Genomic DNA, 26,561 nt, shown 5'->3' on the forward strand with positions numbered 1-26,561 from the left:
GGTATTTATTGGTTAGACTTGATAGCGCGTTTTTCGCGACGGCTGATGTTACCCTGCACTACACAGTAGTCGATCAGCGGAGCGAAGATGTTCATCAGTAAGATGGCAAGCATCATACCTTCCGGATAACCCGGATTCAGTACGCGGATAACGATAGCCATCACACCGATCAGGAATCCGAAGATATATTTACCTCTTTCCGTACGTGCGGAAGTCACAGGGTCAGTAGCCATAAATACGGCACCGAAGCAGAAACCACCGAGAACGAGGTGTTCGTACCAAGGCATTTGAGCCATTGTGTTGTTTTCCATGCCGATTGAGTTGAATACCCATGCCATAAATGCACCACCGACAAACACGGAAATCATTGTCTTCCAACTAGCAACGCCTGTCCAAAGCAGGATAACCGCACCAATCAGAATAGCGATCACACTGGTTTCACCGATAGAACCCGGAATCAGACCTGTAATCATATCCATGTTGAATGCAGGCACACTGCCTGATGTAGCAGCTTGTCCCAGCGGAGTGGCAACGGTGAGTCCGTCTACGCTTTGTCCTAAACCGAAGATACTGTCGCCTGACACCCAAACGGCATCACCGGACATCTTGGTCGGGTATGCGAAGAACAGGAATGCACGAGTAATCAACGCAACGTTGAATACGTTCATACCTGTACCACCGAATACTTCTTTTGCGAAGATAACAGAGAATGCAGTAGCTACGGCAAGAATCCACAACGGACAGTCTACCGGAACGATCATCGGGATCAAGATACCGGAAACAAGGAATCCTTCCTGGATTTCTTCTTTCTTCCATTGAGCTACGACGAACTCAATGCCAAGACCTACTACGTATGATACGATTATTTTAGGCAGTACTGCCAGGAATCCGTAGATAAACATTTCGATGAAGCTGCCAGTAGCACCTGTGTGAGTGAAATGCTGGTAACCTACGTTGTACATACCGAACAGCAAAGCCGGTATTAACGAAATAACCACAATCGACATGATGCGCTTGCTATCGATTGCGTCATGTATGTGCGTTCCCGTTTTCGCAGTCTTGCTGGGCACGAACAGGAATGTTTCGAAGCCGTCAAACACCGACTGGAATGCGTGGAATTTGCCGCCCTCCTCAAAGTTCGGCTTTATCTTATCGAGATAATTTCTTAACGCTTTCATTTATTTAATTGAAAATTGAAAGTTGAGAGTTGAAAATTGGCTGTGCTGGGTTTATGCTGTATCCACAGAGAGCCGTTTCGCAAGATTTCAACTATCGCTTATTTTAATTTTTATTATTTAATCTCTTATTCGATTACGCCATTTCTGAACGGAGCATATCGAGTCCGGCACGAACGATGCGTTGCAGTTCCATCTTTGAAGAGCAGACGAACTCGCAAAGGGCGAAGTCTTCGGGAGCAACTTCGTAGATGCCGAGTGCTTCCATACGGTCGATGTCACCGGCGATAATTGCTTTAATCAGATATTCGGGCAGAATGTCCATCGGGAATACCTTATCGTATTCACCCGACATAATCATGTGACGTTCGCCACCTTTGATACGGGCATCCAACGTATATTCCTTCTTACCCATCAACCAGCTGAAATAAGAACGATTGGCACTGAACTGGTTGAAGCGTGGCATGATCCATCCAAGCATTTCGTGAATGTCGTCACCTTCGGGGATAACAGTCAGTTGGCTATGGAATGCGCCCAAGAATCCGTTCGGAGAAACTTGCTTTCCTGTCAGTACGTTACCGCTGATATAGCGTAAGTCTTTGTCTTTTGTTACATTGCCGACAAACACGTTGGTGAGCAATGCGCCTACCTGGAGTTTGCAGTATGCAGGTTTCAACACTTCGGAACCTGTCACAGCTACTGTACGGGTGAAATCCACATGGCCTGTATTGAAAAGGCGACCGATGAAGATTACGGCTTGCGGATCAATGGTCCATACCGTTTCTCCCTTGGATACAGGGTCGAGATGGTTGATCTGAACACCTACATTACCAGCAGGGTTCGGTCCGTCGAAAGCGGTGATTGTAACGTTCTTAGCCTGTGTCAGTGCAGCAGCGTTCTGTTTCACACTGATATTCAGGTAGGTTTTTGCCAGTTTGGCAAGAACATCAAGTCCTGTCTGGAAGTTTGTTTCTTCACCTTTGAGGGCGAACTCGAAATCCGGAGCTAACGGATTAGTGTCGAATGCGGATACAAAGATTCCTTTCGGAGTGACCGTCGGGTCAGCAATGATGTCATAAGGGCGCTGTTTGATAAACGCGAAAAGTCCGGCTTCCAACAAAGCGGTTTTCACAGCTTCAGCATCCATCGAAGCAACATTCTTCTTCCCAAAATCTTCATAGTCCTGCTCTGCAGCAGCTTCCACAACGATGTTCAACACCTTACGACGAGCACCACGTTCAACACTCGTCACCACGCCGCTCACCGGCGAAACAAATTTCACTTCAGGATGATACTTGTCGATAAACAAGGGTCCACCAGCCATTACATATTCCTGCTCTTTCACGACTACCTTAGGCGTCACTCCAGGAAAGTCATCGGGTACGAGTGCGTAGAACCCCGGTTCTTTTACTGTTGCGTACGTTTCAGCAGCTTTACCTTTCAGGTTTATGTCAAGGCCTTTACGTAACTTTATTACATTTGCCATGCTAGATAAAATAATGGTTTCATAAATTTGCCGCAAAAGTAATAAATAAGATTGGGATTCGGGAGGAAAAAAGAAAGGAATTACGGAAAAATATCCGTAATTCCTTTCGTGTTCGTGCACGTAATCTTTTATCTTTTGTTCCGGAACAAAAGACAGAAGCAAAGAAAAAGAACTATTCAGCAAACATAGGATCCCAAGCAGGAAGTCGGATAGGCTTCTGTTTCAACACCTCGAGAGCTTTTTTCGATGCATATTTCGTTTCTACTACTAGACGGAACATATATTCGTTAAACCAATCATCCGTCATGATGAGATAACCCTGATAACCGGCAGCAGGGCCCCAACTATTTTCAACCATCCATTTCGTCGGTTTTCCGTTTTTGTCAAGATCAACAGCCATAAGAGTCATGGCGTGACTGGAGCCACTGGCAAAACTTTGAATGCGTTGCTTCTTGTTCATGCCAAAAGAAGTACCCATAAGAGATTCGTAGTCGTAGTTTTTGACATCCAGTAGACCACGGTCAGAGTTTAGGAACTTACCTACATCGCAAGAGAAATACATCATCGTGCTATCCTTGAGAGAAGAAATAGCCATTTCTTTGATATCCTCGATGGGAAGATTGACATACGTCCAGTTTTTGCCGTCGTAACGGTGGCGGTCGTAGTCTATCTCATAACACTTATAATATTCACGGCTCGGATCGTTCATTAACATGACATAATTATCAATCAGTTTTTCGTCACCATACTTTTTCAGGAAAGAAAGCGGAGTGTAAGTTTCGGTAGACACAGGCTCACCCTTAGCGTTATATTCAGTCCAGGTAAATTCAGTAGGAGGAACACCGAGATTCAACACTAACATGCGGTAGATGGTGCTCAACATCTCTGTTTTTGTTTTCTCAAGGGCAGCAGGTTTAGCACCTTGCGCAGCGAGATCACGCAGTTGAAGCCCCTGTTCACGAAGTTTCAGGACGATCAGACCTGCCATACGGGAAGTATTTTCACTACTGTTGGTTTCCGGCATCACATCTTTGGGAACAAGCCCGTATTTACTGACGATATCGGCTACGCCGGTAAATGTTCCACCGTCACTCAAAGGATTGCGGAAGAGCCATTCCACCATTTTATCATCCATCGGCTTACTGCTGGTGTCGATAATACCTTGCAGAAAGAGATTAGCTTTCTCCAGCTGATCGAAGAAGAAAGGATAAGTTTGCGAAAATTCGAAAGAACCGAGGTTATGCTTGGCGATCGCTTTGGCACGCATCACATTCAAACCTGTGAAAAGCCAGCAACGGCCGGAAGATTTCTGATCGGTGATACCTTTGGAAGGCACTTTGATGGAGAAATGTGTGTCCATCCCTTTCAGGTTATCCTGATTGAGAGCCAGTTTACGAATGTCGTTGCTACCGATAGCGTTGCGGATAGCCTTGTCAGTAGGAGTGTTTGCGTAACTCTGCTTGATTTGTTGCATCATGGAGTCGCTGATGCCTCCTTTCACTTCTTGCGCTTGTGTAGAATAAGAAAAAGCACATAAAACAAAAATTGATAAAATCTGTTTATTCATTGATATAAGTAATTAATTAATAGGCTGACGGATCATGATACACTAATAAATACGGTTTAAATGTATGAGATTAAATCATGCGATTTTATTTATCAGCATATCGAAAAACATCATATTCCGCAAAAATACGATTCTTTTTTAGATTTATTATCTAAGAATATCAAAACTAATCGGAATAAAAGAGTTTTCTTTGCAGTCGAATTCCTCACAGAGAAATTATGAAGAAATATATAATAGGAATATTGATGATGCTTCCATCCATCAATATGATGTCAGCCGCGGCTGACAGTACGGCAGTAAAGAGCGATGAACTGCAAAGGTCTACAACTTCTATCAGTGATACTACTCCTACAGATATTGAAGACATCCCGTCAGATACCATTCCTGTCCTTTCAAAGCGCGAGCTGCGTCGCCAGCGCGTGGCAAACCGGAATTTACACTATAACATATTGGGTGGTCCCAGTTATACGCCGGATTTTGGTTTACTGGTGGGCGGTAGCGCACTGATGACATTCCGGATGAATCCGAGTGATACCACCCAACGACGTTCGGTAGTGCCGATGGCCATTGCCTTGATGTTCAAAGGCGGCTTGAACCTGATGACAAAACCACAGCTCTTTTTTAAAGGCGACCGCTTCCGTATCTTCGGAACTTTCTCATATAAAAATACAATCGAAAATTTTTATGGCATCGGATATTCCACTAATAAAGATTATGAACGTGGAGAAGATACCAGTGAATACCGTTATAGCGGCATCCAAGTAAACCCCTGGTTCCTGTTCCGTCTGGGAGAAAGCAATATTTTTGCAGGTCCCCAAGTCGATTTGAACTATGATAAAATTACCAAACCGGCTGCCGGAATGGTTAATGAGCCCTCATATATAGCGGCAGGAGGAACAGAACACGGATACAAAAATTTCAGTTCCGGACTTGGTTTCCTGCTGACGTATGACACACGTGATATTCCTGCAAATGCATATAGCGGAACCTACCTCGACTTTCGGGGAATGATGTATAACAAGGTATTCGGCAGCGATAATAACTTTTACCGTTTGGAAATCGACTACCGCCAATACAAAACAGTAGGACGCCGCAAAGTGATAGCCTGGACAGTGCAAAGCAAAAACGCATTCGGAGATGTACCCCTAACAAAATATGTACTTAGCGGAACCCCCTTCGATCTTCGCGGTTACTACATGGGACAGTTTCGCGACAAGTCCTCGCATGTCATGATGGCCGAATACCGCCAGATGATAAATACGGACAAAAGCACTTGGGTAAAAAAGATGTTAAGTCATATAGGATATGTAGCCTGGGGAGGATGCGGATTCATGGGACCCACTCCAGGCAAGATAGAAGGTGTGCTTCCCAACCTCGGATTAGGGTTACGCGTTGAAGTTCAACCCCGTATGAATGTACGCCTTGACTTCGGCAGAGACATGGTGAACAAGCAGAATTTGTTCTACTTCAACATGACAGAAGCCTTTTGACGCCATTTACGCGACAAATTGTGCACAAATTACAAGAAAGATTGTAAAATAGATAATAAAAGACTGCACATAAATGAAATTAATCCTTATATTTGCGCAAGCTATAACACAGCAAGAGCAAATAATAGGATTTTTTTATGAAGCAATTTATATGTTTTTTTTCGGGGTTATTACTTCTGTTCGTCTCTACCACTCGTGTAGTTGCACAAGAAGTGTCTGACTATTCTCAACTAAGTGAAGAAGATTATACTAAAATAGTGCTTCCCCCTCTATCCGTTTTATTCGAAAATGCCAAGAACAGCCCCATTTATGAGATGGCGGACGTAAAGGCGAGAATCGAGCGCAAATTACTCCAAAAAGAGAAATGGTCATTTCTGGGTTTCTTCAGTCTACGGGGAAGCTATCAATACGGAATGTTCGGCAATGAGTCCACTTATACGGACGTGGCACTCGCCCCATACCTCACCTACTCCACCCAGGCACAAAATGGCTACACAGTAGGTGCCGGTCTAAGCATCCCCTTAGACGACCTATTCGACCTCAAGGGTAAAATCAGCCGGCAAAGGCTCACATTACGCAGTGCAGAATTGGAACGGGAAGTGAAGTACGACGAAATCAAGAAGAATATTATTGAGATGTATGCGATGGCTACCTCACAGATAAGAGTACTTAAAATGAGAAGTGAAAGTTTGGTACTTGCTAATGTGCAATATGAAATTTCTGAAAAGAATTTTGCCAACGGAACCATAGAATCTTCCGACTTGGCCGTAGATAAAGAAAGGCAGTCAACTGCACGTGAGGCATATGAGAATAGCAAGTTTGAATTGACAAAGAGCTTAATGATACTTGAGGTTATTTCACGTACTCCCATCATAAGAAAATAAAAAAACTAAGATATGAACTTCATCATTTCTATCATACGGACCCTCTTTCGCCACCGTTGGCTAATACTGGTAGGGACCGCTATCTTCACGTTACTCGTCTTCTACTATACTCGTCACATGCAAGGTGGATATGACGTGAAAGCAACACTTTATACCGGAGTAGCCTCGGGATACAACTTGGAAAGCGATAAACGCACAGACTGGGCGACAGTACAAAATTCGATGGACAACCTGATAAGTATCATGCAAGCCGAGAGCACGCTGAAAAGAGTATTCCTGCGATTATTTGCCCGTGTACTTATCCAGGGAAATCCGGACAATGACAACGACGGAGTCACCCCATCCAGCTACAATTACACCTATAACCACTTAAAAAACAGTCCGCATGGACCGGAAATATTAAAGCTGATCGACAAATCGAGCGAAGATAAAACAGTTGCCAATCTGGAAGCATATATGCGTCCGAAAAAAGGTAACTACATCTATGAAATGTTCTACTACAATCACCCTTTCTATAGCTACAACGCTTTGAAAAACATCAAAGTGCAACGCCGGCTCACGAGTGATTTGCTGGACATCAGCTATACTTCCGGCGATCCCGGCATAGCCTACAACACGGTAAGCATCCTGATGGACGAATTTGTGGAAGAATACCGCCGTATTCGCTACGGAGAAACAGACAAAGTCATCAAATACTTTGAGGAAGAGTTGAAACGCATCGGCAAAAAACTCAACTCGGAGGAAGACGACCTGACCAAGTACAACGTAGAAAAACGTATCATCAACTATCTGGACGAAACCAAAGAAATCGCGGCCATCAGTAAAGAATTCGAGCTGCGGGAACAAGATGCACTTTTTGCATACAACAGTACCAAGTCAATGCTCGAAGAACTGGAGAAGCACATGGACAGCAATGCCAAGCAAGTGCTCAAGAATATGGAATTTGTGGACAAATTAAGAGAAGCATCCAATATCACCAGCAAAATCTCGGAAGTGGAAGCAATGAGCGACTCCAAACAAAAAGATACCGGATCTCTGACAGGTGACAAAAAACGGTTGAGCGAACTTAAACAAGAATTAAATGATTTAACCACTTCCTACGTAAGTCACAAATACACCAAAGAAGGTGCCAGCCGGACCAATATCATCGACCAATGGCTGGAACAAACCCTGTTGTTTGAAAAAGCTAAGGCCGAACTACTAATTGTACAAAATGCCCGTCAGGAATTGAACGACCGCTACGTTTTTTTCGCCCCTGTAGGTACCACCATCAAACAAAAAGAACGCTCCATCAACTTTACGGAGCGCAGTTACCTGACCGTGTTACAGAGCTACAACGAAGCCCTGTTGAGAAAGAAAAATCTGGAAATGACTTCTGCTACATTGAAAGTGCTCAATGAACCGACCTATCCGATTGCATCCAATTCAACCAACCGCAAGCAGATTGTCATTGCCGCCTGCATAGGTAGTTTTCTGATAATCATCGCTCTATTATTATTAATCGAGATTCTTGACAGAACGTTGCGTGATGCAAACCGAACCAAACGAGTGACCGGATTTAAGGTAATAGGAGCCGTTCCCAGCCCCTCCTCTTCCCGTTATGGCGGACTAGCCAAAACCTACGTCCAACTTTCCATCAAAGAATTGAGCAACTCCATACTCCGCTTCCTGACGAAGCGGAAATCCCCCGGAGTATTTATCATCAACCTGTTCAGTACCAGCGAAAACTCCGGTGAAGACATCGTTGGAAATCTGATCTGCGGATATATGCAAAGCCGGATGTTAAATACGAGATTCATCACGTATGGAGAAGATTTTAACACAGATTCTACTCAATACCTGCTTGCAAAAAACATTACCGATTTTTATACCCTGCAAGGAGAAGACATACTGATCGTTGCCTATCCGCCATTGTCGTCAAGCAATATCCCGACTGCACTGTTGCACGACGCTAATGTCAACATTTTGGTCAGCCCGGCAGACCGCGGATGGAAAACCATCGACAAACAACTTTGCGAACAGCTCACGACACAAATGGGTAAAACGGATGTTCCGTTCCGTGTGTGCCTGACCAACGCCAAGCGTGAGGCAGTGGAAGATTTCACCGGACAACTTCCGCCATATACCTTATTACGCAGAGTCAGCTATCGTTTCAGCCAATTGTCACTTACAGAAAAAATCATATTCAATCTAAGTAGAAAAGCGAAAGAGACTGAAGAAGACGATGACGAATAATAAGATAGTGACTTTCCATATCCTGCTTGCTTTACAATTTGTGTTGGTTGCAGCAGGAATGTTAGTAAATATCAAGGTAGGGTTATTCTCTATGATCATTATCTTGTCATTTACTACTATCTGTTTGATACAACTTAACAATGATGAACAAACCAACTGGAAAGCAGGTCAAAACATCATGACCTATATGTTCACAATCTGGTTGTGCTTCTATCTTCTCGAAATTCTTAATCCCAACAACGTGCTGGCAGCATGGAACATCAACCTTACACCTTATGCGCTGATACCTTTAATATGCGCCTTTGTTGTTCCGCTCGTTGTCCGCACAAAAAAAGACATCGAGCTGCTATTAATCATCTGGTCGGTATTCGTCCTCGTCTTTACGATAAAAGGTTACTGGCAAAAAAACTATGGTTTCAGCTCCAAAGACCTCTATTTCCTGCACGTGCTGGGCGGATGGCGTACACATATCATCTGGTCGGGTATCCGCTATTTTTCCTGCTTCTCCGACGCAGCAAACTACGGAGTACATGCCGCCATGTCCGCTGTAGTCTTTGCCATCTCCGCCTTCTTTGTGGAGTCCAAATGGCTACGCATTTACTTCCTCTGCATCGCCGTCGGGGGACTTTACGGAATGGGTATTTCGGGAACCCGTGCAGCTATGGGAGTCATCATGGGAGGAATGTTAATGATAACCGTCATTGCCAAAAATTGGAAAGCGTTATTGGCAGGTATATTCATATCCATCAGCGTTTTCGTGTTCTTCAGTTATACCAATATCGGAAGCGGGAACCAATATATCCACAAGATGCGCTCCTCTTTCCATCCGTCCGAAGACGCTTCCTACCAGGTGCGTGTCGAAAACCGGCAAAGAATGAAAGAGTTGATGGCAAAGAAACCGTTAGGCTACGGCATTGGACTCTCCAAAGCCGGTAACTTCGATTCACGAGAGCAAATGCCCTACCCTCCCGACTCATGGCTAGTCAGCGTATGGGTGGAAACGGGAATTGTGGGACTGATACTCTACCTTTCCATACACGGCATTCTCTTTGCCTGGTGCTCCTGGATACTCATGTTTAAAGTACGCAACAAAGGCCTGCGTGGACTTATCGCAGCGTGGCTCTGTATGGATGCCGGATTTTTTATCGCCACTTATGTCAACGACATTATGCAGTATCCCAACCAGTTGCCCGTATACATAGGCTTTGCACTCTGTTTTGCAGCTCCACATATCGACAAGCGCATCAGTGAAAAAAAAGAAGAAAGCGAAGAAAAAGAACGGCAGCTATCTAATAACGAAACCAACGAACAAGAATGACAAACAGTAGTCCCGACATATCATTTATTACCATCTGTTACAACGGGTTCAAAGACACCTGTGAACTGATAGAATCACTGCACAAAAAGCTGAAGTCTGTGAGCTATGAAATCATAGTGGTAGACAATGCTTCACGCGAAGATGAAGCAGCCAAAATACACGAATTATACCCAACGGTTATCAGTATCCGCAGCAATGAGAACGGAGGTTTTTCCGGTGGTAACAACATTGGCATCCGTGCAGCAAAAGGCAAATACATTTTCCTTATCAATAACGATACCTATATCGAATCCGATGAAATCGCCTACCTGGTGGAACGATTGGAAAGTCGTCCGGAAATCGGGGGCGTGTCTCCTAAAATACGTTTCGCCTTTCCGCCGCAACACATACAGTTTGCAGGATTTACCCCGCTGACAAAGATAACATTGCGCAACAATATGCTGGGCTTCGACTGTCCCGATGACGGAAGTTACGATACCCCCCATCCTACCCCCTATCTACACGGGGCAGCCATGATTATCAAACGCGAAGTGATCGAAAAAATCGGAATGATGCCGGAAATCTTCTTCCTTTATTACGAAGAACTCGACTGGAGCACAAGCATGACCCGTGCCGGCTACGAGCTATGGTACGAACCGCGTTGCACTGTTTTTCATAAAGAAAGCCAAAGCACCGGCCAACTAAGCAAACTACGCACCTATTTCCTGACACGAAATCGCCTGCTCTATGCCCGCCGTAATATGAAAGGCATGGAACGATTGATGTCCGTACTTTACCAGAGCACCATTGCAGCCGGCAAAAACAGTCTGTCATTCGCTTTCAAAGGCCGTTTCGACCTGTTTTGTGCCACCTATTATGGAGTCTGCACAGGGCTATTCATGTCTTCATCAGATACTAACAATAACACACTTAAAAAACTCTAGATACTATGAACATTATTGACTGGATTCTCTACATTCCCCTGGTATTTTGCGTATGCTACCTATTGCTATACGCTATTGCCTCCAAGTTTTACCGGGCTCCCCAATACCCCGAAGCACGTACGCTCCGACGCATCGTCGTGCTCTTTCCCGCCTACAAGGAAGACCGCGTGATTGTTGCTTCCATACAGAGCTTTCTTGAACAGGATTATCCGAAAGAACTCTATGAGATCATAGTCATTTCCGATCAGATGCGACCGGAAACAAACGACGCTCTGGCAGCCCTTCCCATCCGCCTGTTGATGGCGAATTACAAGGAAAGTTCGAAAGCCAAAGCACTGGCAATGGCCATGGATTCCATTGATACAAATGCATTCGACATTGTAGTCATCATGGATGCCGACAACATGACCACGCCCGATTTCCTGTCTACCATCAACCGTGTTTTTGACAGCGGCATAAAATCCGTACAAGCGCACCGGACAGGAAAGAATCTGAACACAGACATTTCCGTGCTCGACAGCGCCAGCGAAGAAATAAACAATGGATTCTTCCGCAGCGGACATAACGCTGTAGGACTTTCTGCCGGGCTATCCGGTTCGGGAATGGCATTCGAAGCAGAATGGTTTCATCAGAACGTGAAATATCTCCAGACAGCAGGTGAAGACAAAGAATTGGAAGCCATGCTCCTGCAACAGCGCATCTATACCGTTTATCTGCCCGACCTGCTTGTGTTCGACGAGAAAACGCAAAAGAAAGAGGCCATCAGCAACCAGCGCAAACGCTGGATAGCTGCACAATTCGGTGCACTCCGTGCTTCGCTGCCTCACCTACCCAAAGCATTTTTGCAAGGAAATTTCGATTACTGCGACAAGATATGCCAATGGATGCTTCCGCCACGATTGATTCAGTTGGCAGGAGTATTCGGCTTGACCTTTGTCTTTACCATTATCGGCCTTATATTGAGCCTATGCAATGGCAGCAACGAATGGATGATAGCCATCAAATGGTGGATATTGTCGGCTGCACAAGTAGCGGCCATGACGCTACCCGTACCGGGCGGCAGACTATTTACCAAACAGGTAGGGAAAGCAATCACCAAAATGCCTATGCTGGCTGTTACTATGATTGGTAACTTATTTAAATTGAAAGGAGCCAATAAAAAGTTTATCCATACGGAGCATGGTGAACACCATAAATAGAAATCAAACATAACAAGAAAACAACAATGAAAATCGCTATTGAAGCCCAACGAATTTTCCGCACTAATAAACACGGAATGGATTTCGTTGCTCTTGAAAGTATCCGGGAATTGCAAAAAATAGACCATGAGAACGAATATTTCATCTTCGTTACTCCTGGTGAAGACAGATGCTTGGAAGAATCGGAAAATGTGCATATTATCGAACTAAAATGCCCCACTTACCCCCTTTGGGAACAAGTGGCTCTTCCACGCGCAGTAAAAAAAATCATGCCCGATTTATTGCACTGCACAAGCAATACTGCCCCATTGCAATGTCCCGTACCATTAATACTAACACTACACGACATTATTTATTTAGAAAAGCGTCATTCTTCCAGCTTCACCTGGTATCAGGAAATGGGATGGTTTTACCGCCGGATGGTAGTACCACGCGTATTGGCCAACTGCGAGAAAATTATTACAGTCTCGCAATTTGAGCGTGAACGAATCCTTGACGTGCTGCATCTGCCGAAAGAACAATTAGTAGCCGTGTACAACGGTTTCAATAGTCATTTTCATGTACAACCCAAAGCTCCGGAGATCACCCGAAAATATATTGATGCAGACAATTATCTATTTTTTCTGGGAAACACCGACCCTAAGAAGAACACTCCCAGAGTGCTGAAAGCATATAGCGACTATCTGAAACAATCCACCCAAAAGCTGCCATTGCTCATTGCCGACCTCAAGGAAGATGTTATCGACCGGATATTGGAAGAAGAAAATATTACAGAAATCAAGAGTTATATCCACGCTCCGGGATACATTGCGAATACCGACCTTGCAGCACTCTATTGCGGTGCATTCGCATTCCTTTATCCATCGCTTCGCGAGAGTTTCGGCATCCCGATGCTGGAGGCAATGGCTTGCGGAACGCCCATCATTGCGGGAAACACATCAGCCATGCCCGAAATTGCAGGCGAGGGAGCTTTACTGGCAGATCCGTTCAACTCCAATGATATTACAAAAAAAATACTGCAACTGGAAAATGACCAGACACTCTATCAGCAACAAGTGGAATATGGCATACAACGTAGCCAGTTGTTTTCATGGCGGAATACGGCAGAATCGCTGCTGAAAATATATAAAGAATTTGCCAAGTAAAATACCAAAAAGCAATAACTAAATCAAAAAGAGAATGTGTCAAAACTTCCCTTTTTAACGAAATCACCTTCGCCACAGATAGTTGTAGCGAAGGTGATTTTATCTAACCATCCCACTCGGCTTTCACCTCGAAACACGGACATGCCTTAATCCATTCTTCGGGTTCAATCTCTCCGTTTCCATTCAGATCGGGGCTCAAATCCCGATGTCCGCACACCCGGCAGCCGGGATAATCACGCAAGAGCGTAAGAATCAGTACGTGCATTGAATGAACTTGCCATTCGGTACGGGTATCGGCGGGATGACCGTGGCAGTCAAGTCCGCCCTCATAACAAATGCCAATACTGTTCTGGTTGTGTCCTTTTGCGTGCGCACCGATTCGTTCAATCTCACGGGTGGTCTTTATATCTCCATTTTTACGGATATAAAAATGATAACCCGTCCCGTTGAAACCACGCCGACGGTGGCACACTTCCAAATCATCTTCCGTAAAATCCCTGTCCGCCCTTGTGGCGGAACAGTGGATCACAATCAAATTGATGGTTCGCATAAATTCATCCCTCCGTTTCAGTGACCATCTGTACTCGTTGCACACATTCCTTGCTGCTACACTGCAGAGCCGCAGCTTGCGTCAGCTGTCCTCTCAACGAGAAAATCTCCGCGTGCATCTCTTTCACTTTCGAACTAAGGTCGAAATAATCCTTCAACACTTTCTCCAACTGCTGCATCAGAAAAGTATACTGGTCTTTCACTAGTTCACTGAACTCTTTCACTTCTTGCGCCATCATCTGGCGCTTCTTGCGGCTACTGCCCAGAAAAGGCAGAATCGTCATGATGATTTCGATAATTTTATCTAACATTTTAATAGATTGAGATGATAAATTAATAAATTGAGAACAGAGTCAATCAAAGCGGTTTATGCTGCCGGATCCGGAGCTTCTCCACCACCGCTACCACCACCGGGTTCTCCCCCATCGCCTTTACCATCATCATCGGAGCCGTCACCGCCGTTTCCTCCGGCAGCGGACTTCTTCTCCGTATACAATTCGAACATCATGTTATTATCCCCGCCACGAGTAGTTGCCGTGCTGTCATTGGCAAGACGCAATGAGTTGTCGACTTTGAAACGGAGATTGATGCGAGTGATATTTTTCACCGTACAATCCTTTTCCTGTTCCACACCCGGACAGGTCAGCGTGGTATAAAAAATACCCAGTCCATCCACTTTCACCTTATTCCCTGCCACAAGCACTTTTTTCATCGCACGGACAAAGGATTTCATCACATGCGACACGTCTTCCACCGAAAGCGACCCGATAGACTCGATTTCCTGTGCCAGTGAATCAATTGAATAGATTTTCGACTCCCCAGCCTTGGGCTTGAGAAGGTACATCATCGGTGATTTATCATCACCGAGCCGTTTTCTGCGCTTGTAGCGCACAACTGTAACTGTTGCCATAATATAACTTGTTTCTACGAAAAGAAGTACATTCTCCCTTTCTGTTGATGAAACAAAGATACGACAACACGTTGACGACTTGCCGGATTGCACCGGACTACACCGGATTATGCCGGATTAAAACGGATTACACCGAATTATACAAATTATACCGGAATATGTGGAAATATGTAGGAATATGTAAGATCATTCCCTAGTTTCCAATGACCCATTCTCCAATAGTTCGCGTACTACTGTCGAAATTAACTCCCACTTTAACGACTTTCCGATGATCTGCCTGATAAGGAATCGCATACTGCTTGCTATTGATCTGCGCCAACGCTTCTTCAGGAGTACCGTCTACTTTGAATTCGAATACATAGATAGCCTCCTGCATCTTTATCACAACATCAGCCCTGCCAACAGCGCTCTTTACTTCTGCATCCACATATTGCCCCATCAGCCGGAACAGGAGGTAGAAGATGGTCTGATAGTGTTTCTCCTCCTTATTATTCATATCATTGGGGATAGAGGCGAAAAATGATTTGATCCGCTCCATACATTGATCCAGATTGCCGACCCGTAAGTCTTTGATAAACGATACTACATAAAATGTATTCTCGCGAGCAGGCAAATGCACATAAGCCGGCATTAATGATTCGATAAAGCCTTTCCGAACTTCTTTGTTAGGATAAGCCAATGTATAGATCTGAAAATCCCGGTCATACTCTTTGATAGTGAGATAACCGCTTTGGTAAAGTACCGGAAGCGGGTCTGTAATGACATTGGTAGGTGCATCAAACTGCTCGGCAGTAGCCGAAACGCCATCCAGTTGACGAATATCGAAATCGCTTTGCTGCAAGATGTCTATCAGGAAAGTGGGAGTGCCGGTAGAGAACCAGAAATTGGCATATTTCTTTTGAGCAAATGCATTAAACAAACTAAACGGATTGTAAATGTCTTCACTATTTTCACTGAAATGATACCCATCATACTGTTGTTTCAAATGTATACAAGCTTCATCATACGTTTCACCGTTCGCCTCGGCCATCCTTCTTATATCTTCTTCCAACTGTGTACGCAATTCATTTTCCGTTATACCGCAAATGGCACTATAAGCATCTTGCATACTTATGTTCTGAAGATTGTTCAATTCACTAAAGATGCTCATCTGACTAAATTTACTGATACCGGTTAGAAAAAGAAAACGAAGATATTCTCCCTGCGCTTTCAACGGACTGAAAAAGTCGCGCATGATGCCACGTATTTCAGCTTGCAACTCCTCATTGTTGTTGCTATCCAACATAGGAGAATCATATTCGTCTACAAGTAACACAACCTGACGCCCGCTCTGCTCGTAAGCACGTTTGATAATACCTTTCAGACGGAGACTGAAAGTGTCTTCGCTCGTGTCGCATCCGTAAATTCGTTCCCATTCCACCAAGCGATTGTTGATAGCGGAGCGCAGCATCCCCGCATTCATATACTTACTGATACTGAAATCAATATGCAACACGGGATAAACTGTCCAGTCTTTCTCCAACTGTTCCATCATCAGACCCTTAAACAGGTCTTTTTTACCAGAGAAATAGGCTGCAAGAGTGGAAACTAACAGACTCTTTCCAAAGCGTCGGGGACGGCTAAGAAAACAAGCCTTAGCCGAATTAGCCAAACGATAAATCAACTCTGTCTTATCAATATACACACAATTATCATTGCGTAGTCTCTCGAAACTCTGTATCCCTATCGGATAGCGTCTGAATGTTCCTTCCATCCTCTTTCTATGCTTTTAACGTGAAACATAAACAAAGATACAATAAATTTCAAGAATCGGCATTCTATTAGTATCAATTCTTTTATGAATACGCCCGAACATCTGTTCTCAAAATTTGCCTATTCCACTAAAAATGAGTAACTTTACTTCAAATACAACAACCTAAAAGCACAACTATAAATGAAAACAAAAAACAAGATTCTCCCCGAACAAGAAGAAGAAAAAACATTCCAATACCGCACCTATGGGAAAGGCGAACTTGCCTTGTTGTACCTCCCCAATATCCTGCAACAAAGCGCAGTAGACCGATTCAACGAATGGATTGAAGCTGCACCCGGACTAAAAGAACGGCTCCTGGCCACCGGCATGAATCCACGCGCCAGATACTACACTCCCGCACAAGTAAGGCTCATCATCGAAGTGCTACAAGAACCCTAATTAAAGTATCAAGTATTAGGTATTAGGTATCAAGTATTAACCGTGGTAAACGCATCACAACAACGGATAACATCATAATGCTTAACATCATAATACTTAACATCTAATACTTAATACTTGATACCTAATACCCTAAAACAGTTCTTTTTCAGGTAGCCAGCAGGAGCTGTCGAACATCGTATTTCGGACACGCTGGTCAGCGGAGAGAGAAGGGTCATGAGATTCTTCACAGGGCAGGTATCGTCCGCTTACGGGATCGTAGACAAAGGATGCCATTCCACCGACACCAAGATGCTTGAATTTCACCTTGTCCACATATACGCGGGTGACACCAACCTCCTTGTCACGTTCCACAATGATACCGTAATCCGCTTTGTTATAGAAATCGGCAGAGCCGTTGATGTCGTACATTTCCACACGAGGGGTAATGCCCGTGACAGGATTACGGTTCATTTTACGAGGATGGACTACAACCACGAGTAGGCAATTATGTTGCACTGCAAATTCTGTAAATTTATTCAACAGGTTGGAAATATATTGCGTTTCCGTCTGTCCCGGTTGCGGGTTGTGGTCGAAACGGTTGAGCGGGTCGAAGACAATAATGCGGCAGCCGCGGCGGACAACGAGTTCATGAGCCTTGGCCAGTACACGATCCGGAGAAACATTACCTTTCAGAGAGATATGAGAGACGTTTTCAGTCAGAAAATCTTCCGAGTTCGCAAGGAGTCCCTCCGTCATGCCACAGCCGTTTTGAAAACGGTGTCCGGTGAGTTTCTCAATCAGTTTGCGGAGATGATAGACGATAGGGGTATTTTCCGGGCTAAAGAACCCGATTTTCCATTGATGCCGCAGGCAGAGACGCAACACCAATTCGTCCACCCACTCGGATTTTCCTGCACCGGGAACTCCGGTGACGTAGACACTTCGCCCACGTTCATACGTGCAGATCTTATCCATCTCCTCCCATCCCGTTTCCGCTCCGGGACCGAAGCCGTTGTCGAAAAGAGCCCGCAGATCGTCATGCAAGTCGGCAGCGGTGAAGATACCTTCGAGCGGAACTTCTGCTGCCTGTTCGATGGCGATACGGAGACTGGCGATACCATATTTGCAGAGATGCTCGTTGGCATCTTTACACTCCGGACCGTAAGTCACCACCCGGCAGCGTTCAGCCCCTAGCCGATTGATGAGTTCATTGCGCAACCGGATTCCGGCAGAATCGGCATCAACGGCAATGATGATTTCTTTCAGGTCCTCGAAGTGCGTCTCCATAAAACGGTCGAGCCAGGAGAGGTTCGAATTGGCTCCGGCCGGCACGGAGATGACACTTTGAAATCCGGCGGCGATGGAGGAAGCAGCATCCAGTTCGCCCTCGTGGATGATGCAGGAGGTCTGCCCCACAATGGAGTCGATGTTGTAGGGAATCAGTTCGGCACCCTGCACCATTTTGAAAAGTTTCGGGAGAGCGCGAAATTTGGTGTTTATCAGTTGCCCCCCTTCAAAATAGTTGAAGCAGATGCAACGTTCCTTTTTGCCGGATTGCGGCATAAATTCTTCCTGTTCGGTGATGCGTAGGGCAGCTATGACGGACTGCGGGATGCAACGCGTCTCCACCAGCCAACGCTCCGTGTCTTCGGAAAGCGTGGTTTTCGAAACATCGAACATCGGACGCTGAAAATGCTGCGGAATGGCTGCCGCACGACGCTTGCGGGCTACCGCACGTTCGGCATTCTTGCGCTCTTCCACATCATCGGGAACATAAAAATCAGCGCCACAATGATAACAGTGACAATGGCCCGTGTCGACGTTGACACGTAGCGAACGGTCGCGCTTATTCTTGCGGGTAGGAAGACATTTTTTACAAATCGTCTTGAGCACTCCACTTGATTTACCGTGGATGTCGACATCATAGTTGGCAAAATTTCTCATAATTTTTTCCTTTTTTCTAATTAAAAAATAGTTTAAAATAATCATTCACACGCAGAGGACTTACCTGACGGACGAGTGTCTGCCACCTGCCGGACGAGCTTCCGTTACCTGCCAGACGAACATCAACAACCTGCCGGACGAAGCCAGTCATCTGCCGGATTAATGCGCCCATCTTTTCTTCACATCATCCCACACCGCCGATGCATCGGGACGTGGCGGCGCATCAGCCGGAATAAGATGTCCCAGATACGTTCGCCGCCCGTCGACGACGCTTTCAAAGCGGTTTACATCCTTGTCGACCGTATTCTCAAGCTCTTTCAGCAAGGTTTCCCTCAACGTGCGGCAAGTAACGGAACCGGCCGCGATATAATTTGAAAAATACCGTTTCACGTCCTCCGGGAAAAGCAGTCCCCCTCCTTTGTCATAAAGGCGGATATGTTTTTTGAAGATTTCCAGAATAAGTTTTTGATGGTCTACAAAAAGCTTTCCCAAACCGGAATGCTGCCCGGCCAATTCCATATATGACTGGAAAGTAGAAAGTTGGTCCACCAACTTTTCCCAAGGCAACACGGGTTGTAACGGACAATGATTGCCTTCATCCGCCAAACGGCTCACAAGAGACGACGGTGTTTCTATATTACTCCTATTATTGTTTACAACAGAAACACTTCCTTTACTCTCCTCTTCTTTACTCTCCTCTTCTCTCCTCTTCTGGTTTTCAGTGGGTTTTCTCCCTTTACTGACGGGCGTTTCAGCACTTTTTGCCACCTTTTTCGGACGCCCTCCTTTTTTACCGTTTTCGATGTCCATTTTCCGCTTCTCTTCCAAGCTTTTCATCACCCTATCCAAGTAAGAAGAACGAAACATCTGTCGTTCCTCATCCAGTTCGAAGAGATCGAATTCGCGAAGCACCCGCTCCACCGCTACTTCATCCACATCATACCGCCGGGCCATGGCCTTCAGTAAAACCGGTTTGCACGACGCCTCATAAGCATCTTTAGTGCGTAGATGCAACAGCAAGATCACGTAAATTCCGAGTGCTTCCGCGGCATTCATCTCCGACATCATACTGGCAATATTGTCGTCATTCAACAAATTTACCTCCAAATTGAAATACTGATCTTTCTTCATTTTCATTTATCATTTATTATTCCACATTTAATACTTCCGGGGCGCAAAGGTGCGAAATGTATTTTATTCCAGCTATCGCAAAAATGAGAGTTGGATTATATATTTTTTATCAGACCTTTGCCAAATATTATTAATAACCCCAAACAATATGGATACAAAACGCAACCAAACTTTGGAAGAAATAGAAGAAAATAAAATAGTAAGCGAGCATTATCAGAACAGAATAAAGCTGATAAAAGAGCTCCTGAAAACGTCACAGCTAGTCATAGGAGACCTCTGCGTTCATATCAACATCAGTGAAGCCTCCTACCACCGCTACACAAATTTCACCAGCTATATGAAGACAGACATTTTCATACATGCTTGCATCTTTCTCAAGCAATATATCGAAAGTCACCACATTCCTTATACCCAAGAAGAAAAACGGCTTATAAAAACATTAGACCTGTTTCAGATTTCCTCAAATAGCAACTTAAACTGCAATTAAAACACAGAAAAGAAGAAACTTATCATAAGTTTTATTACATTTGCAATGTAATAAAAGTCTTTAAAACTTAAAAAATGAATGATAGCGAAACAGACAGCCCATCAATAAAAGCACTGATCGTTTTCAGAGAAAACGGAGAAACCGACAATCTATTTGTTCCTATCTTATGCGATGCTATCAGAATGGCTGGAATTGACGTGCGATGTTCCACAAAAGAGTTTTGGGACTCGGATAAGCATTATGATATCATACATTTCCAGTGGCCGGAAGAAGTGGTGGGATGGACATGCAACGATCCTGATATCATCAGGTGTCTGGAAGAGCGAATCAGTTTTTTTCGTTCGAGGGGAACACGTTTTGTCTACACACGCCACAATGTCCGTCCGCATTACGCAAACGGAATCATCAGCCGGGCCTATGACATTATCGAATCGCAGAGTGATATCGTTGTACACATGGGACGGTTTAGCCGGGACGAATTTCTCACGAAGTATCCTGATAGTCAGAATGTTGTCATCCCTCATCACATTTACCAGTATACCTATAAAGAAGATATCAGCGTAGAGCGTGCACGTCAGTATCTCAACCTCTCGCAAGATGCATTCATCGTCACGGCTTTCGGAAAATTCCGCAACCGTGAAGAAATACGCATGGTGCTCGGAGCTTTCCGCGCCTGGGACGAGGAGCACAAGATGCTGCTGGCTCCGCGCCTCTACCCCTTTTCGAGACGCAACAGCTATGGCAGGAATATCATCAAACGATGGATTTCAAAAGCCGGATACTATCTGCTCATGCCGCTGCTCAACCGTATGTATAAACTACAGGCGGGAGCCAACGACGAGCTGATAGACAACTGCGATCTGCCCTACTATATGGCTGCTTCAGACGTGATATTCATCCAGCGGAAAGATATACTGAATTCGGGTAATGTCCCCCTCGCCTTCCTCTACCACAAAGTCGTGGTGGGTCCCAAGGTGGGAAACATCGGCGAACTGCTTTCCGAAACCGGTAACCCGACTTTCGATCCCGACGACAAGAAAGACATCCTGCGAGCACTCGAAGAAGCCCGCCGGCTTGCCGCATGGGGACAAGGGGAAGTGAATTACGCATACGGTATGGAAAACATGAGCATCCGCAAAGTGGGACAAGCATACGCGCAAACATATAAACAAGCAATCAATGGCTAATAATATTAAGAGTCAATTATTTTCGGGGGTATTTTACACAGCGCTGGCCAAATACAGTGGCGTCGTCATATCCCTTGTTGTGGCAGGAATTCTCGCACGTCTGCTATCACCGGACGACTTCGGCATCGTAGCTGTTGCCACCGTCATCATCGCCTTCTTCAATCTTCTCACCGACATGGGAGTGTCTCCCGCCATCGTGCAGCACAAATCGCTGACTAAAGATGATTTGTCGGACATCTTCTCATTTACTATATGGACGGGCATCGGAATCAGCATCCTGTTTTTCGCTTCTTCGTGGATCATCGCCGATTACTACCAAAGCGACACCCTGCGCATCCTGTGCCAACTGCTGTCCGTCAACCTGTTCTTCGCCTCCGCCACCATTGTGCCGGGAGCCATGTTCTACCGGAACAAAGAATTTAAATTCATTGCTATCCGTAGCTTCGTCATTCAGATTTCGGCAGGTGCAGCCGCGGTAACCGCCGCCCTCTGCGGAGCAGGATTGTACGCATTGATTATCAACCCAATCGTATCCAGCGTACTGATCTTCGTAATTTCCTTTCAGCGTTACCCGCAACGGTTGCGTTTCACACTCGGATTGAGGGTACTCCGGAAAATATTTTCCTATTCCGCCTATCAATTCCTGTTCAATGTCATCAACTATTTCAGCCGCAATCTGGACAAACTGCTGATTGGTAAATATATGAGTATGTCCGATCTGGGATATTACGAAAAGTCGTATCGTTTGATGATGCTGCCCTTGCAGAATATCACGCAGGTAATCACTCCGGTGATGCACCCTATTTTCAGCGATTTCCAGAATGACAAGGGAAAACTGTTGAGTTCCTACGAACGCATCGTCCGTTTCCTCGCCTTTATCGGTCTGCCGCTTAGCGTGCTGCTTTTCTTCACGGCAGAGGAAGTGACGCTTATTATTTTCGGCGATCAATGGATGCCGTCCGTACCCGTGTTCCGGATACTGTCGCTCTCCGTAGGGATTCAGATTATACTTTCTTCGTCCGGCTCCATCTTTCAGGCGGCAGGCGATACACGAAGTTTGTTTGTGTGCGGAGTGTTTTCGTCCGCGTTCAACGTGGCGGGAATTTTGCTCGGCATCTTCCATTTCGGAACCCTGACAGCAGTGGCCAGCTGCATTGTGGTGACATTCACCATCAACTTCATACAGTGTTATTGGCAGATGTACCGGGTGACCTTCCGGCAAAGTGCCTGGCCGTTCATCCGTCAGCTTATTTCTCCGTTGGTGATTAGCATTTTGATAGCATTAGTCCTCATTCCAATGCAGTATGCGCTGGAAGGGATGAACATTTTTGTGACAATTATTGCTAAAGGTATCGTTAGTTTTATTATCTTTGGCATTTATATACAGATGACGCATGAGTATGACATGATCAGTAAAGTGCGGTCGTTAAGAAAAAAAAGTCTATAGCTATGAATATACGCGACATTTTTATAACGCTACGTTATAAAATAAGTTATGGTAGCACTGTGGAATGGTACAATTTCTGGTACATCGTCTTGCGGAAAAAGAGAAAAATCATACCGCAAGTAGCTTCCATCGACGAAACGATACGTAAAATCATCGACGACCGTTGCTCTGTCAGCCGTTTTGGCGACGGTGAAGTGTTGCTCACCAGTCCGGACAAGGAAATCCGTTTCCAGAAAGGTGATCCGTTATTGGCTAAAAGACTGACCGAAGTGCTGCAAAGTCACGAAGAAGGACATATTGTCTGCATCTCCGACGCATTCCGCGATTTGTATCGCTACAATCGCAAAAGTCGCCGGTTCTGGAGAACTCATTTTTATCTGTACGGTTCTTGGTGGGACCGTTTGCTGGTAGCGGGACGAAAATATTATAATACATTCGTCACCCGTCCGTATATGGATTTTGCCCGCAAAGAAGATTCCGCCCGATGGTTTCACGACATGAAGGGCATTTGGGATAACCGGGACATCGTCTTCATCGAAGGGGAGAAAAGCCGGCTCGGAGTGGGCAACGATCTTTTCGATAATGCCCGGAGCATCCGGCGTATTCTTTGTCCGCCCAGAGATGCATTCGAACGCCTGGAAGACATCAAGCAGGAGGCCTGCAAAGTAGAAAAAGAAGCCTTGTTTCTGATTGCCCTCGGCCCCGCAGCCACAGTGTTGGCCTACGATTTGTTTAAAGCCGGCTATCAGGCCATCGACGTCGGTCATGTGGACGTAGAGTATGAATGGTGGCGGATGGGAGCCCATAAAAAAGTGAAACTGGAACGAAAATATGTCAACGAAACTGCCATTGGCAGCGAAGTGGCGGATGCCGGAGAAGAATACCGGAAACAAATCATCGCCCAAATCGTTTGAGGAAGAAAAAACAGTTTGAGAAAGAAAAAACAGAATAAACAATTATTGAATACTGAAAATAAGAATGAAAGCTCTTTTCCTTATATTTCACGGCTTCAATGAGGCCAACGGAATTAGTAAGAAGATACGTTATCAGGTGAAAGCCCTCAAAGATTGTGGAGTGGATGTTCGCTTGTGTCATTATGATGTGACCTCTTATGGCGAACGGCGTTGGATGGTGGATGACGAAGTGATCGCTGATTTCGGCACGGGCTTTGCCGCAAAGATTTGGAAACGTGTCTACTACTCTCCTATTCTTGACTATGCACGCCACGAAGGAATCGACTTTGTATATATGCGCTCTTTTCACAATGCCAGTCCGTTCACCCTCCGGCTGGTGAAGTCGTTGAAACGTACAGGCGCAAAAGTGGTGATGGAAATTCCTACTTATCCTTACGATCAGGAGTACGTCACCCGTTCCATGAAATTTCATCTAGCCATCGACCGCTGTTTCCGTCACAAGCTCGCAAAGGCTCTGGACGGTATCGTCACTTTCTCCAATGCGGAAGAAATATTTGGCGGAAACACCATACGCATCTCCAACGGAATTGATTTTGAGGCGATTCCGATGAAGCAGCAGCAGAATGACACTTCGAAAGAGTTGCACTTGATCGGAGTGGCGGAAGTGCACTACTGGCACGGCTTCGACCGCCTTGTGCGCGGATTGGCAGATTATTACCGCAACAATCCGGAATATAAAGTATATTTCCATATTGTAGGCCCGCTGTCCGGCGAACGGGAACGGGCGGGGATCTTGCCTGTTGTCCGTGACAACCATCTCGAACCGTATGTTCTTCTGCATGGTCCTTTGCATGGCGACGAACTGGATGCGATGTTCGAAAAAGCAGATTTTGCCATTGGCAGCCTGGGACGCCACCGCAGCGGAATTACGTATATCAAAACGTTGAAAAACCGCGAGTATGCCGCACGTGGCTTCGCGTTCACTTACTCGGAAACCGACGACGACTTCGACCACATGCCGTATGTATGGAAGGTGGAACCCGACGAATCTCCGGTGGATATTCAGGGACTGATCGACTTCCGGAAAACGCTGAAAATGACGCCTGCCGAGATACGCGAATCAGTCTGCCCGCTATCGTGGAAGGCGCAAATGCAGAAAGTGATCGACGCCATAAAGACCAAAGATAAATAAACAAAAACACAATTAATAACAAACAATATTCTGATAAACATGAAAATAGCCTACTGCATCCCCGCCCTCTACTACCCTAGCGGCATGGAACGGGTATTGACCCTGAAAGCAAATTACTTCGCCGAAGTGTTTGGTTATGAAATACATATCATCCTCACAGACGGGAAGGGCAAGAAACCGTACTACGAACTGCATCCGTCCATCACTCTTCATCAACTTGACATTGATTATGATGAATTGAACGGAATGTCATTCTATAAAAAACTACCTAAATATATTGCGAAACAAGGACGTTTTAAAAAGAAACTCAACGAATGTCTGCACCAAATTCGTCCGGACATTACTATCTCCCTGCTCCGTCGTGACATCAATTTCATCAATCGGATGACGGACGGTAGCACAAAGTTGGGTGAAATACACTTTAACAAATCTAATTACCGGGATTTCAGCAACAGCCGTCTGCCCGCATTCTTACGGGCAATCGTAAGCAATTATTGGAGAGAGCAGTTATACCGGCAACTTCGCCAGTTGAAACGTTTCATCGTATTGAGCCACGAGGATGCACAGGAATGGACGGAACTGGATAATGTTGAAGTGATCCATAACCCTCTTCCTTTTTTTCCCGACCAAATATCTGACAATAGCCATAAACAGGTAATAGCGGTAGGGAGATATGTTCCGCAGAAAGGATTCGACCGCCTGATCCCGGCTTGGCAACTCGTTGCCAGAAAGCATCCCGACTGGATACTGCGTATCTACGGAGACGGTATGCGTGAGCAACTGCAACAGCAAATTGACTCTTTAGGAATCACTGCCAGTTGTATATTGGAACCTACTGTTTCCAATATTGTCGACAAGTACTGTGAAAGTTCAATTTTTGCCCTTTCATCACGTTTCGAAGGGTTTGGAATGGTTATTATAGAAGCAATGGCATGTGGCGTGCCGCCCGTATCATTCACCTGTCCCTGCGGCCCGCGGGATATTATCAGCGACGGAAAAGACGGTCTGCTGGTAGAAGACGAGAATATCGAACAACTGGCGGAGAAAATCTCTTACTTAATAGAGAATGAAGATATACGTAAGAAAATGGGACAGCAGGCGCGTATGGACGTCCAGCGCTTCCGAATAGAAAATATTGCCGAACAATGGAAACAACTATTTGAAAGCCTGATTATCCCGGTTAATGAAAACAAATAAAGCATTCA

Annotated in this window: 24 protein-coding genes; 14 read left to right on the forward strand and 10 right to left on the reverse strand. The window is 45.3% G+C overall.

Annotated features, from left to right (window positions below; genetic code table 11):
* Positions 1-5: 5 nt before the first annotated feature.
* The 3 genes from AB5217_RS03845 to AB5217_RS03855 all read right to left on the reverse strand — a co-directional run bounded on the left by AB5217_RS03845 (position 6) and on the right by AB5217_RS03855 (position 4,228).
* Entirely contained in the window at positions 6-1,178 is a 1,173-nt protein-coding gene (locus AB5217_RS03845) for an NADH:ubiquinone reductase (Na(+)-transporting) subunit B (RefSeq protein WP_032843446.1), read from the reverse strand.
* A gap of 133 nt (positions 1,179-1,311) precedes the next feature.
* Entirely contained in the window at positions 1,312-2,661 is a 1,350-nt protein-coding gene (locus AB5217_RS03850) for a Na(+)-translocating NADH-quinone reductase subunit A (protein WP_234122847.1), read from the reverse strand.
* A 172-nt stretch (positions 2,662-2,833) separates the two neighbouring features.
* Positions 2,834-4,228, reverse strand: a complete 1,395-nt coding sequence (locus AB5217_RS03855) for a C1 family peptidase (protein WP_032843443.1) — start codon at positions 4,226-4,228, stop codon at positions 2,834-2,836.
* A 218-nt stretch (positions 4,229-4,446) separates the two neighbouring features.
* Between AB5217_RS03855 and AB5217_RS03860 the strand changes: the two genes are divergently transcribed.
* From AB5217_RS03860 to AB5217_RS03890, 7 genes are all read left to right on the forward strand, one after another.
* Positions 4,447-5,718 carry a BamA/TamA family outer membrane protein gene (locus AB5217_RS03860; RefSeq protein ID WP_004300383.1) on the forward strand — a complete coding sequence of 424 codons (1,272 nt, stop codon included), beginning with the start codon at positions 4,447-4,449 and terminating at the stop codon, positions 5,716-5,718.
* Positions 5,719-5,855: 137 nt separating this feature from the next.
* Positions 5,856-6,602 carry a TolC family protein gene (locus AB5217_RS03865; protein WP_004300382.1) on the forward strand — a complete coding sequence of 249 codons (747 nt, stop codon included), beginning with the start codon at positions 5,856-5,858 and terminating at the stop codon, positions 6,600-6,602.
* A 12-nt stretch (positions 6,603-6,614) separates the two neighbouring features.
* Positions 6,615-8,837: a GumC family protein gene (locus tag AB5217_RS03870; protein ID WP_004326955.1), complete on the forward strand. Its 2,223-nt coding sequence runs from the start codon at positions 6,615-6,617 to the stop codon at positions 8,835-8,837.
* Entirely contained in the window at positions 8,827-10,155 is a 1,329-nt protein-coding gene (locus tag AB5217_RS03875; RefSeq protein WP_004300380.1) for an O-antigen ligase family protein, read from the forward strand. Before AB5217_RS03870 ends, AB5217_RS03875 begins: the two co-directional genes overlap by 11 nt.
* The gene (locus tag AB5217_RS03880; protein WP_211480478.1) at positions 10,152-11,078 is read left to right on the forward strand and encodes a glycosyltransferase family 2 protein; all 927 of its coding nucleotides are present in this window, start codon (positions 10,152-10,154) and stop codon (positions 11,076-11,078) included. The genes AB5217_RS03875 and AB5217_RS03880 overlap by 4 nt, the downstream gene beginning before the upstream one ends.
* 5 nt (positions 11,079-11,083) lie before the next feature.
* Positions 11,084-12,277 carry a glycosyltransferase gene (locus AB5217_RS03885; protein WP_032843438.1) on the forward strand — a complete coding sequence of 398 codons (1,194 nt, stop codon included), beginning with the start codon at positions 11,084-11,086 and terminating at the stop codon, positions 12,275-12,277.
* A gap of 26 nt (positions 12,278-12,303) precedes the next feature.
* Complete coding sequence (locus AB5217_RS03890; RefSeq protein WP_032843436.1) at positions 12,304-13,422, forward strand: glycosyltransferase family 4 protein; 1,119 nt, start codon at positions 12,304-12,306, stop codon at positions 13,420-13,422.
* A gap of 103 nt (positions 13,423-13,525) precedes the next feature.
* On the opposite strand, the gene AB5217_RS03895 is transcribed toward AB5217_RS03890, so the two are convergent.
* The 4 genes from AB5217_RS03895 to AB5217_RS03910 all read right to left on the reverse strand — a co-directional run bounded on the left by AB5217_RS03895 (position 13,526) and on the right by AB5217_RS03910 (position 16,634).
* On the reverse strand, positions 13,526-13,972 hold the full coding sequence (locus AB5217_RS03895; protein WP_004300376.1) for an N-acetylmuramoyl-L-alanine amidase: 447 nt from the start codon (positions 13,970-13,972) through the stop codon (positions 13,526-13,528).
* 4 nt (positions 13,973-13,976) lie between these two features.
* Complete coding sequence (locus AB5217_RS03900) at positions 13,977-14,282, reverse strand: hypothetical protein (RefSeq protein WP_004300375.1); 306 nt, start codon at positions 14,280-14,282, stop codon at positions 13,977-13,979.
* A 56-nt stretch (positions 14,283-14,338) separates the two neighbouring features.
* Positions 14,339-14,881, reverse strand: coding sequence for an HU family DNA-binding protein (locus tag AB5217_RS03905; protein ID WP_004300374.1), 543 nt, complete (start codon positions 14,879-14,881; stop codon positions 14,339-14,341).
* Positions 14,882-15,074: 193 nt separating this feature from the next.
* Complete coding sequence (locus AB5217_RS03910; RefSeq protein WP_128131201.1) at positions 15,075-16,634, reverse strand: ATP-binding protein; 1,560 nt, start codon at positions 16,632-16,634, stop codon at positions 15,075-15,077.
* A 180-nt stretch (positions 16,635-16,814) separates the two neighbouring features.
* Here AB5217_RS03910 and AB5217_RS03915 point away from each other — a divergent pair, with 180 nt between their 5' ends.
* Positions 16,815-17,072 (forward strand): DUF4248 domain-containing protein, encoded by a 258-nt coding sequence (locus AB5217_RS03915; protein WP_004300371.1) that lies wholly within the window; start codon positions 16,815-16,817, stop codon positions 17,070-17,072.
* Between the two features lie 132 nt (positions 17,073-17,204).
* On the opposite strand, the gene AB5217_RS03920 is transcribed toward AB5217_RS03915, so the two are convergent.
* From AB5217_RS03920 to AB5217_RS03930, 3 genes are read right to left on the reverse strand one after another with little or no spacing between them, the layout of a single operon-like run.
* A complete protein-coding gene (locus AB5217_RS03920) occupies positions 17,205-18,998 on the reverse strand; it encodes a bifunctional DNA primase/helicase (protein WP_368112646.1) in 1,794 nt (597 codons plus the stop codon).
* 16 nt (positions 18,999-19,014) lie between these two features.
* A complete protein-coding gene (locus AB5217_RS03925) occupies positions 19,015-19,170 on the reverse strand; it encodes a hypothetical protein (protein WP_004300369.1) in 156 nt (51 codons plus the stop codon).
* A complete protein-coding gene (locus AB5217_RS03930) occupies positions 19,158-20,129 on the reverse strand; it encodes a Lin1244/Lin1753 domain-containing protein (RefSeq protein ID WP_181884926.1) in 972 nt (323 codons plus the stop codon). Before AB5217_RS03930 ends, AB5217_RS03925 begins: the two co-directional genes overlap by 13 nt.
* A gap of 148 nt (positions 20,130-20,277) precedes the next feature.
* On the opposite strand from AB5217_RS03930, the gene AB5217_RS03935 reads away from it, so the two are divergent.
* The 6 genes from AB5217_RS03935 to AB5217_RS03960 all read left to right on the forward strand — a co-directional run bounded on the left by AB5217_RS03935 (position 20,278) and on the right by AB5217_RS03960 (position 26,553).
* Positions 20,278-20,616, forward strand: coding sequence for a hypothetical protein (locus AB5217_RS03935; protein ID WP_004300366.1), 339 nt, complete (start codon positions 20,278-20,280; stop codon positions 20,614-20,616).
* Between the two features lie 74 nt (positions 20,617-20,690).
* Positions 20,691-21,803 (forward strand): hypothetical protein, encoded by a 1,113-nt coding sequence (locus tag AB5217_RS03940; protein WP_004326946.1) that lies wholly within the window; start codon positions 20,691-20,693, stop codon positions 21,801-21,803.
* The gene (locus AB5217_RS03945; protein ID WP_004326944.1) at positions 21,796-23,250 is read left to right on the forward strand and encodes a lipopolysaccharide biosynthesis protein; all 1,455 of its coding nucleotides are present in this window, start codon (positions 21,796-21,798) and stop codon (positions 23,248-23,250) included. Before AB5217_RS03940 ends, AB5217_RS03945 begins: the two co-directional genes overlap by 8 nt.
* A gap of 2 nt (positions 23,251-23,252) precedes the next feature.
* Positions 23,253-24,164: an SP_1767 family glycosyltransferase gene (locus AB5217_RS03950; protein ID WP_004326942.1), complete on the forward strand. Its 912-nt coding sequence runs from the start codon at positions 23,253-23,255 to the stop codon at positions 24,162-24,164.
* Positions 24,165-24,228: 64 nt separating this feature from the next.
* Positions 24,229-25,356, forward strand: coding sequence for a hypothetical protein (locus tag AB5217_RS03955; RefSeq protein WP_004306343.1), 1,128 nt, complete (start codon positions 24,229-24,231; stop codon positions 25,354-25,356).
* A gap of 39 nt (positions 25,357-25,395) precedes the next feature.
* Positions 25,396-26,553 (forward strand): glycosyltransferase family 4 protein, encoded by a 1,158-nt coding sequence (locus tag AB5217_RS03960; protein WP_128131199.1) that lies wholly within the window; start codon positions 25,396-25,398, stop codon positions 26,551-26,553.
* Positions 26,554-26,561 lie beyond the last annotated feature (8 nt).

It is taken from the genome of Bacteroides sp. MSSM.1001136sp1_RTP21357st2_D2_RTP21359_211015, from assembly GCF_040913205.1.
Classification (GTDB): Bacteria; Bacteroidota; Bacteroidia; order Bacteroidales; family Bacteroidaceae; genus Bacteroides; species Bacteroides ovatus.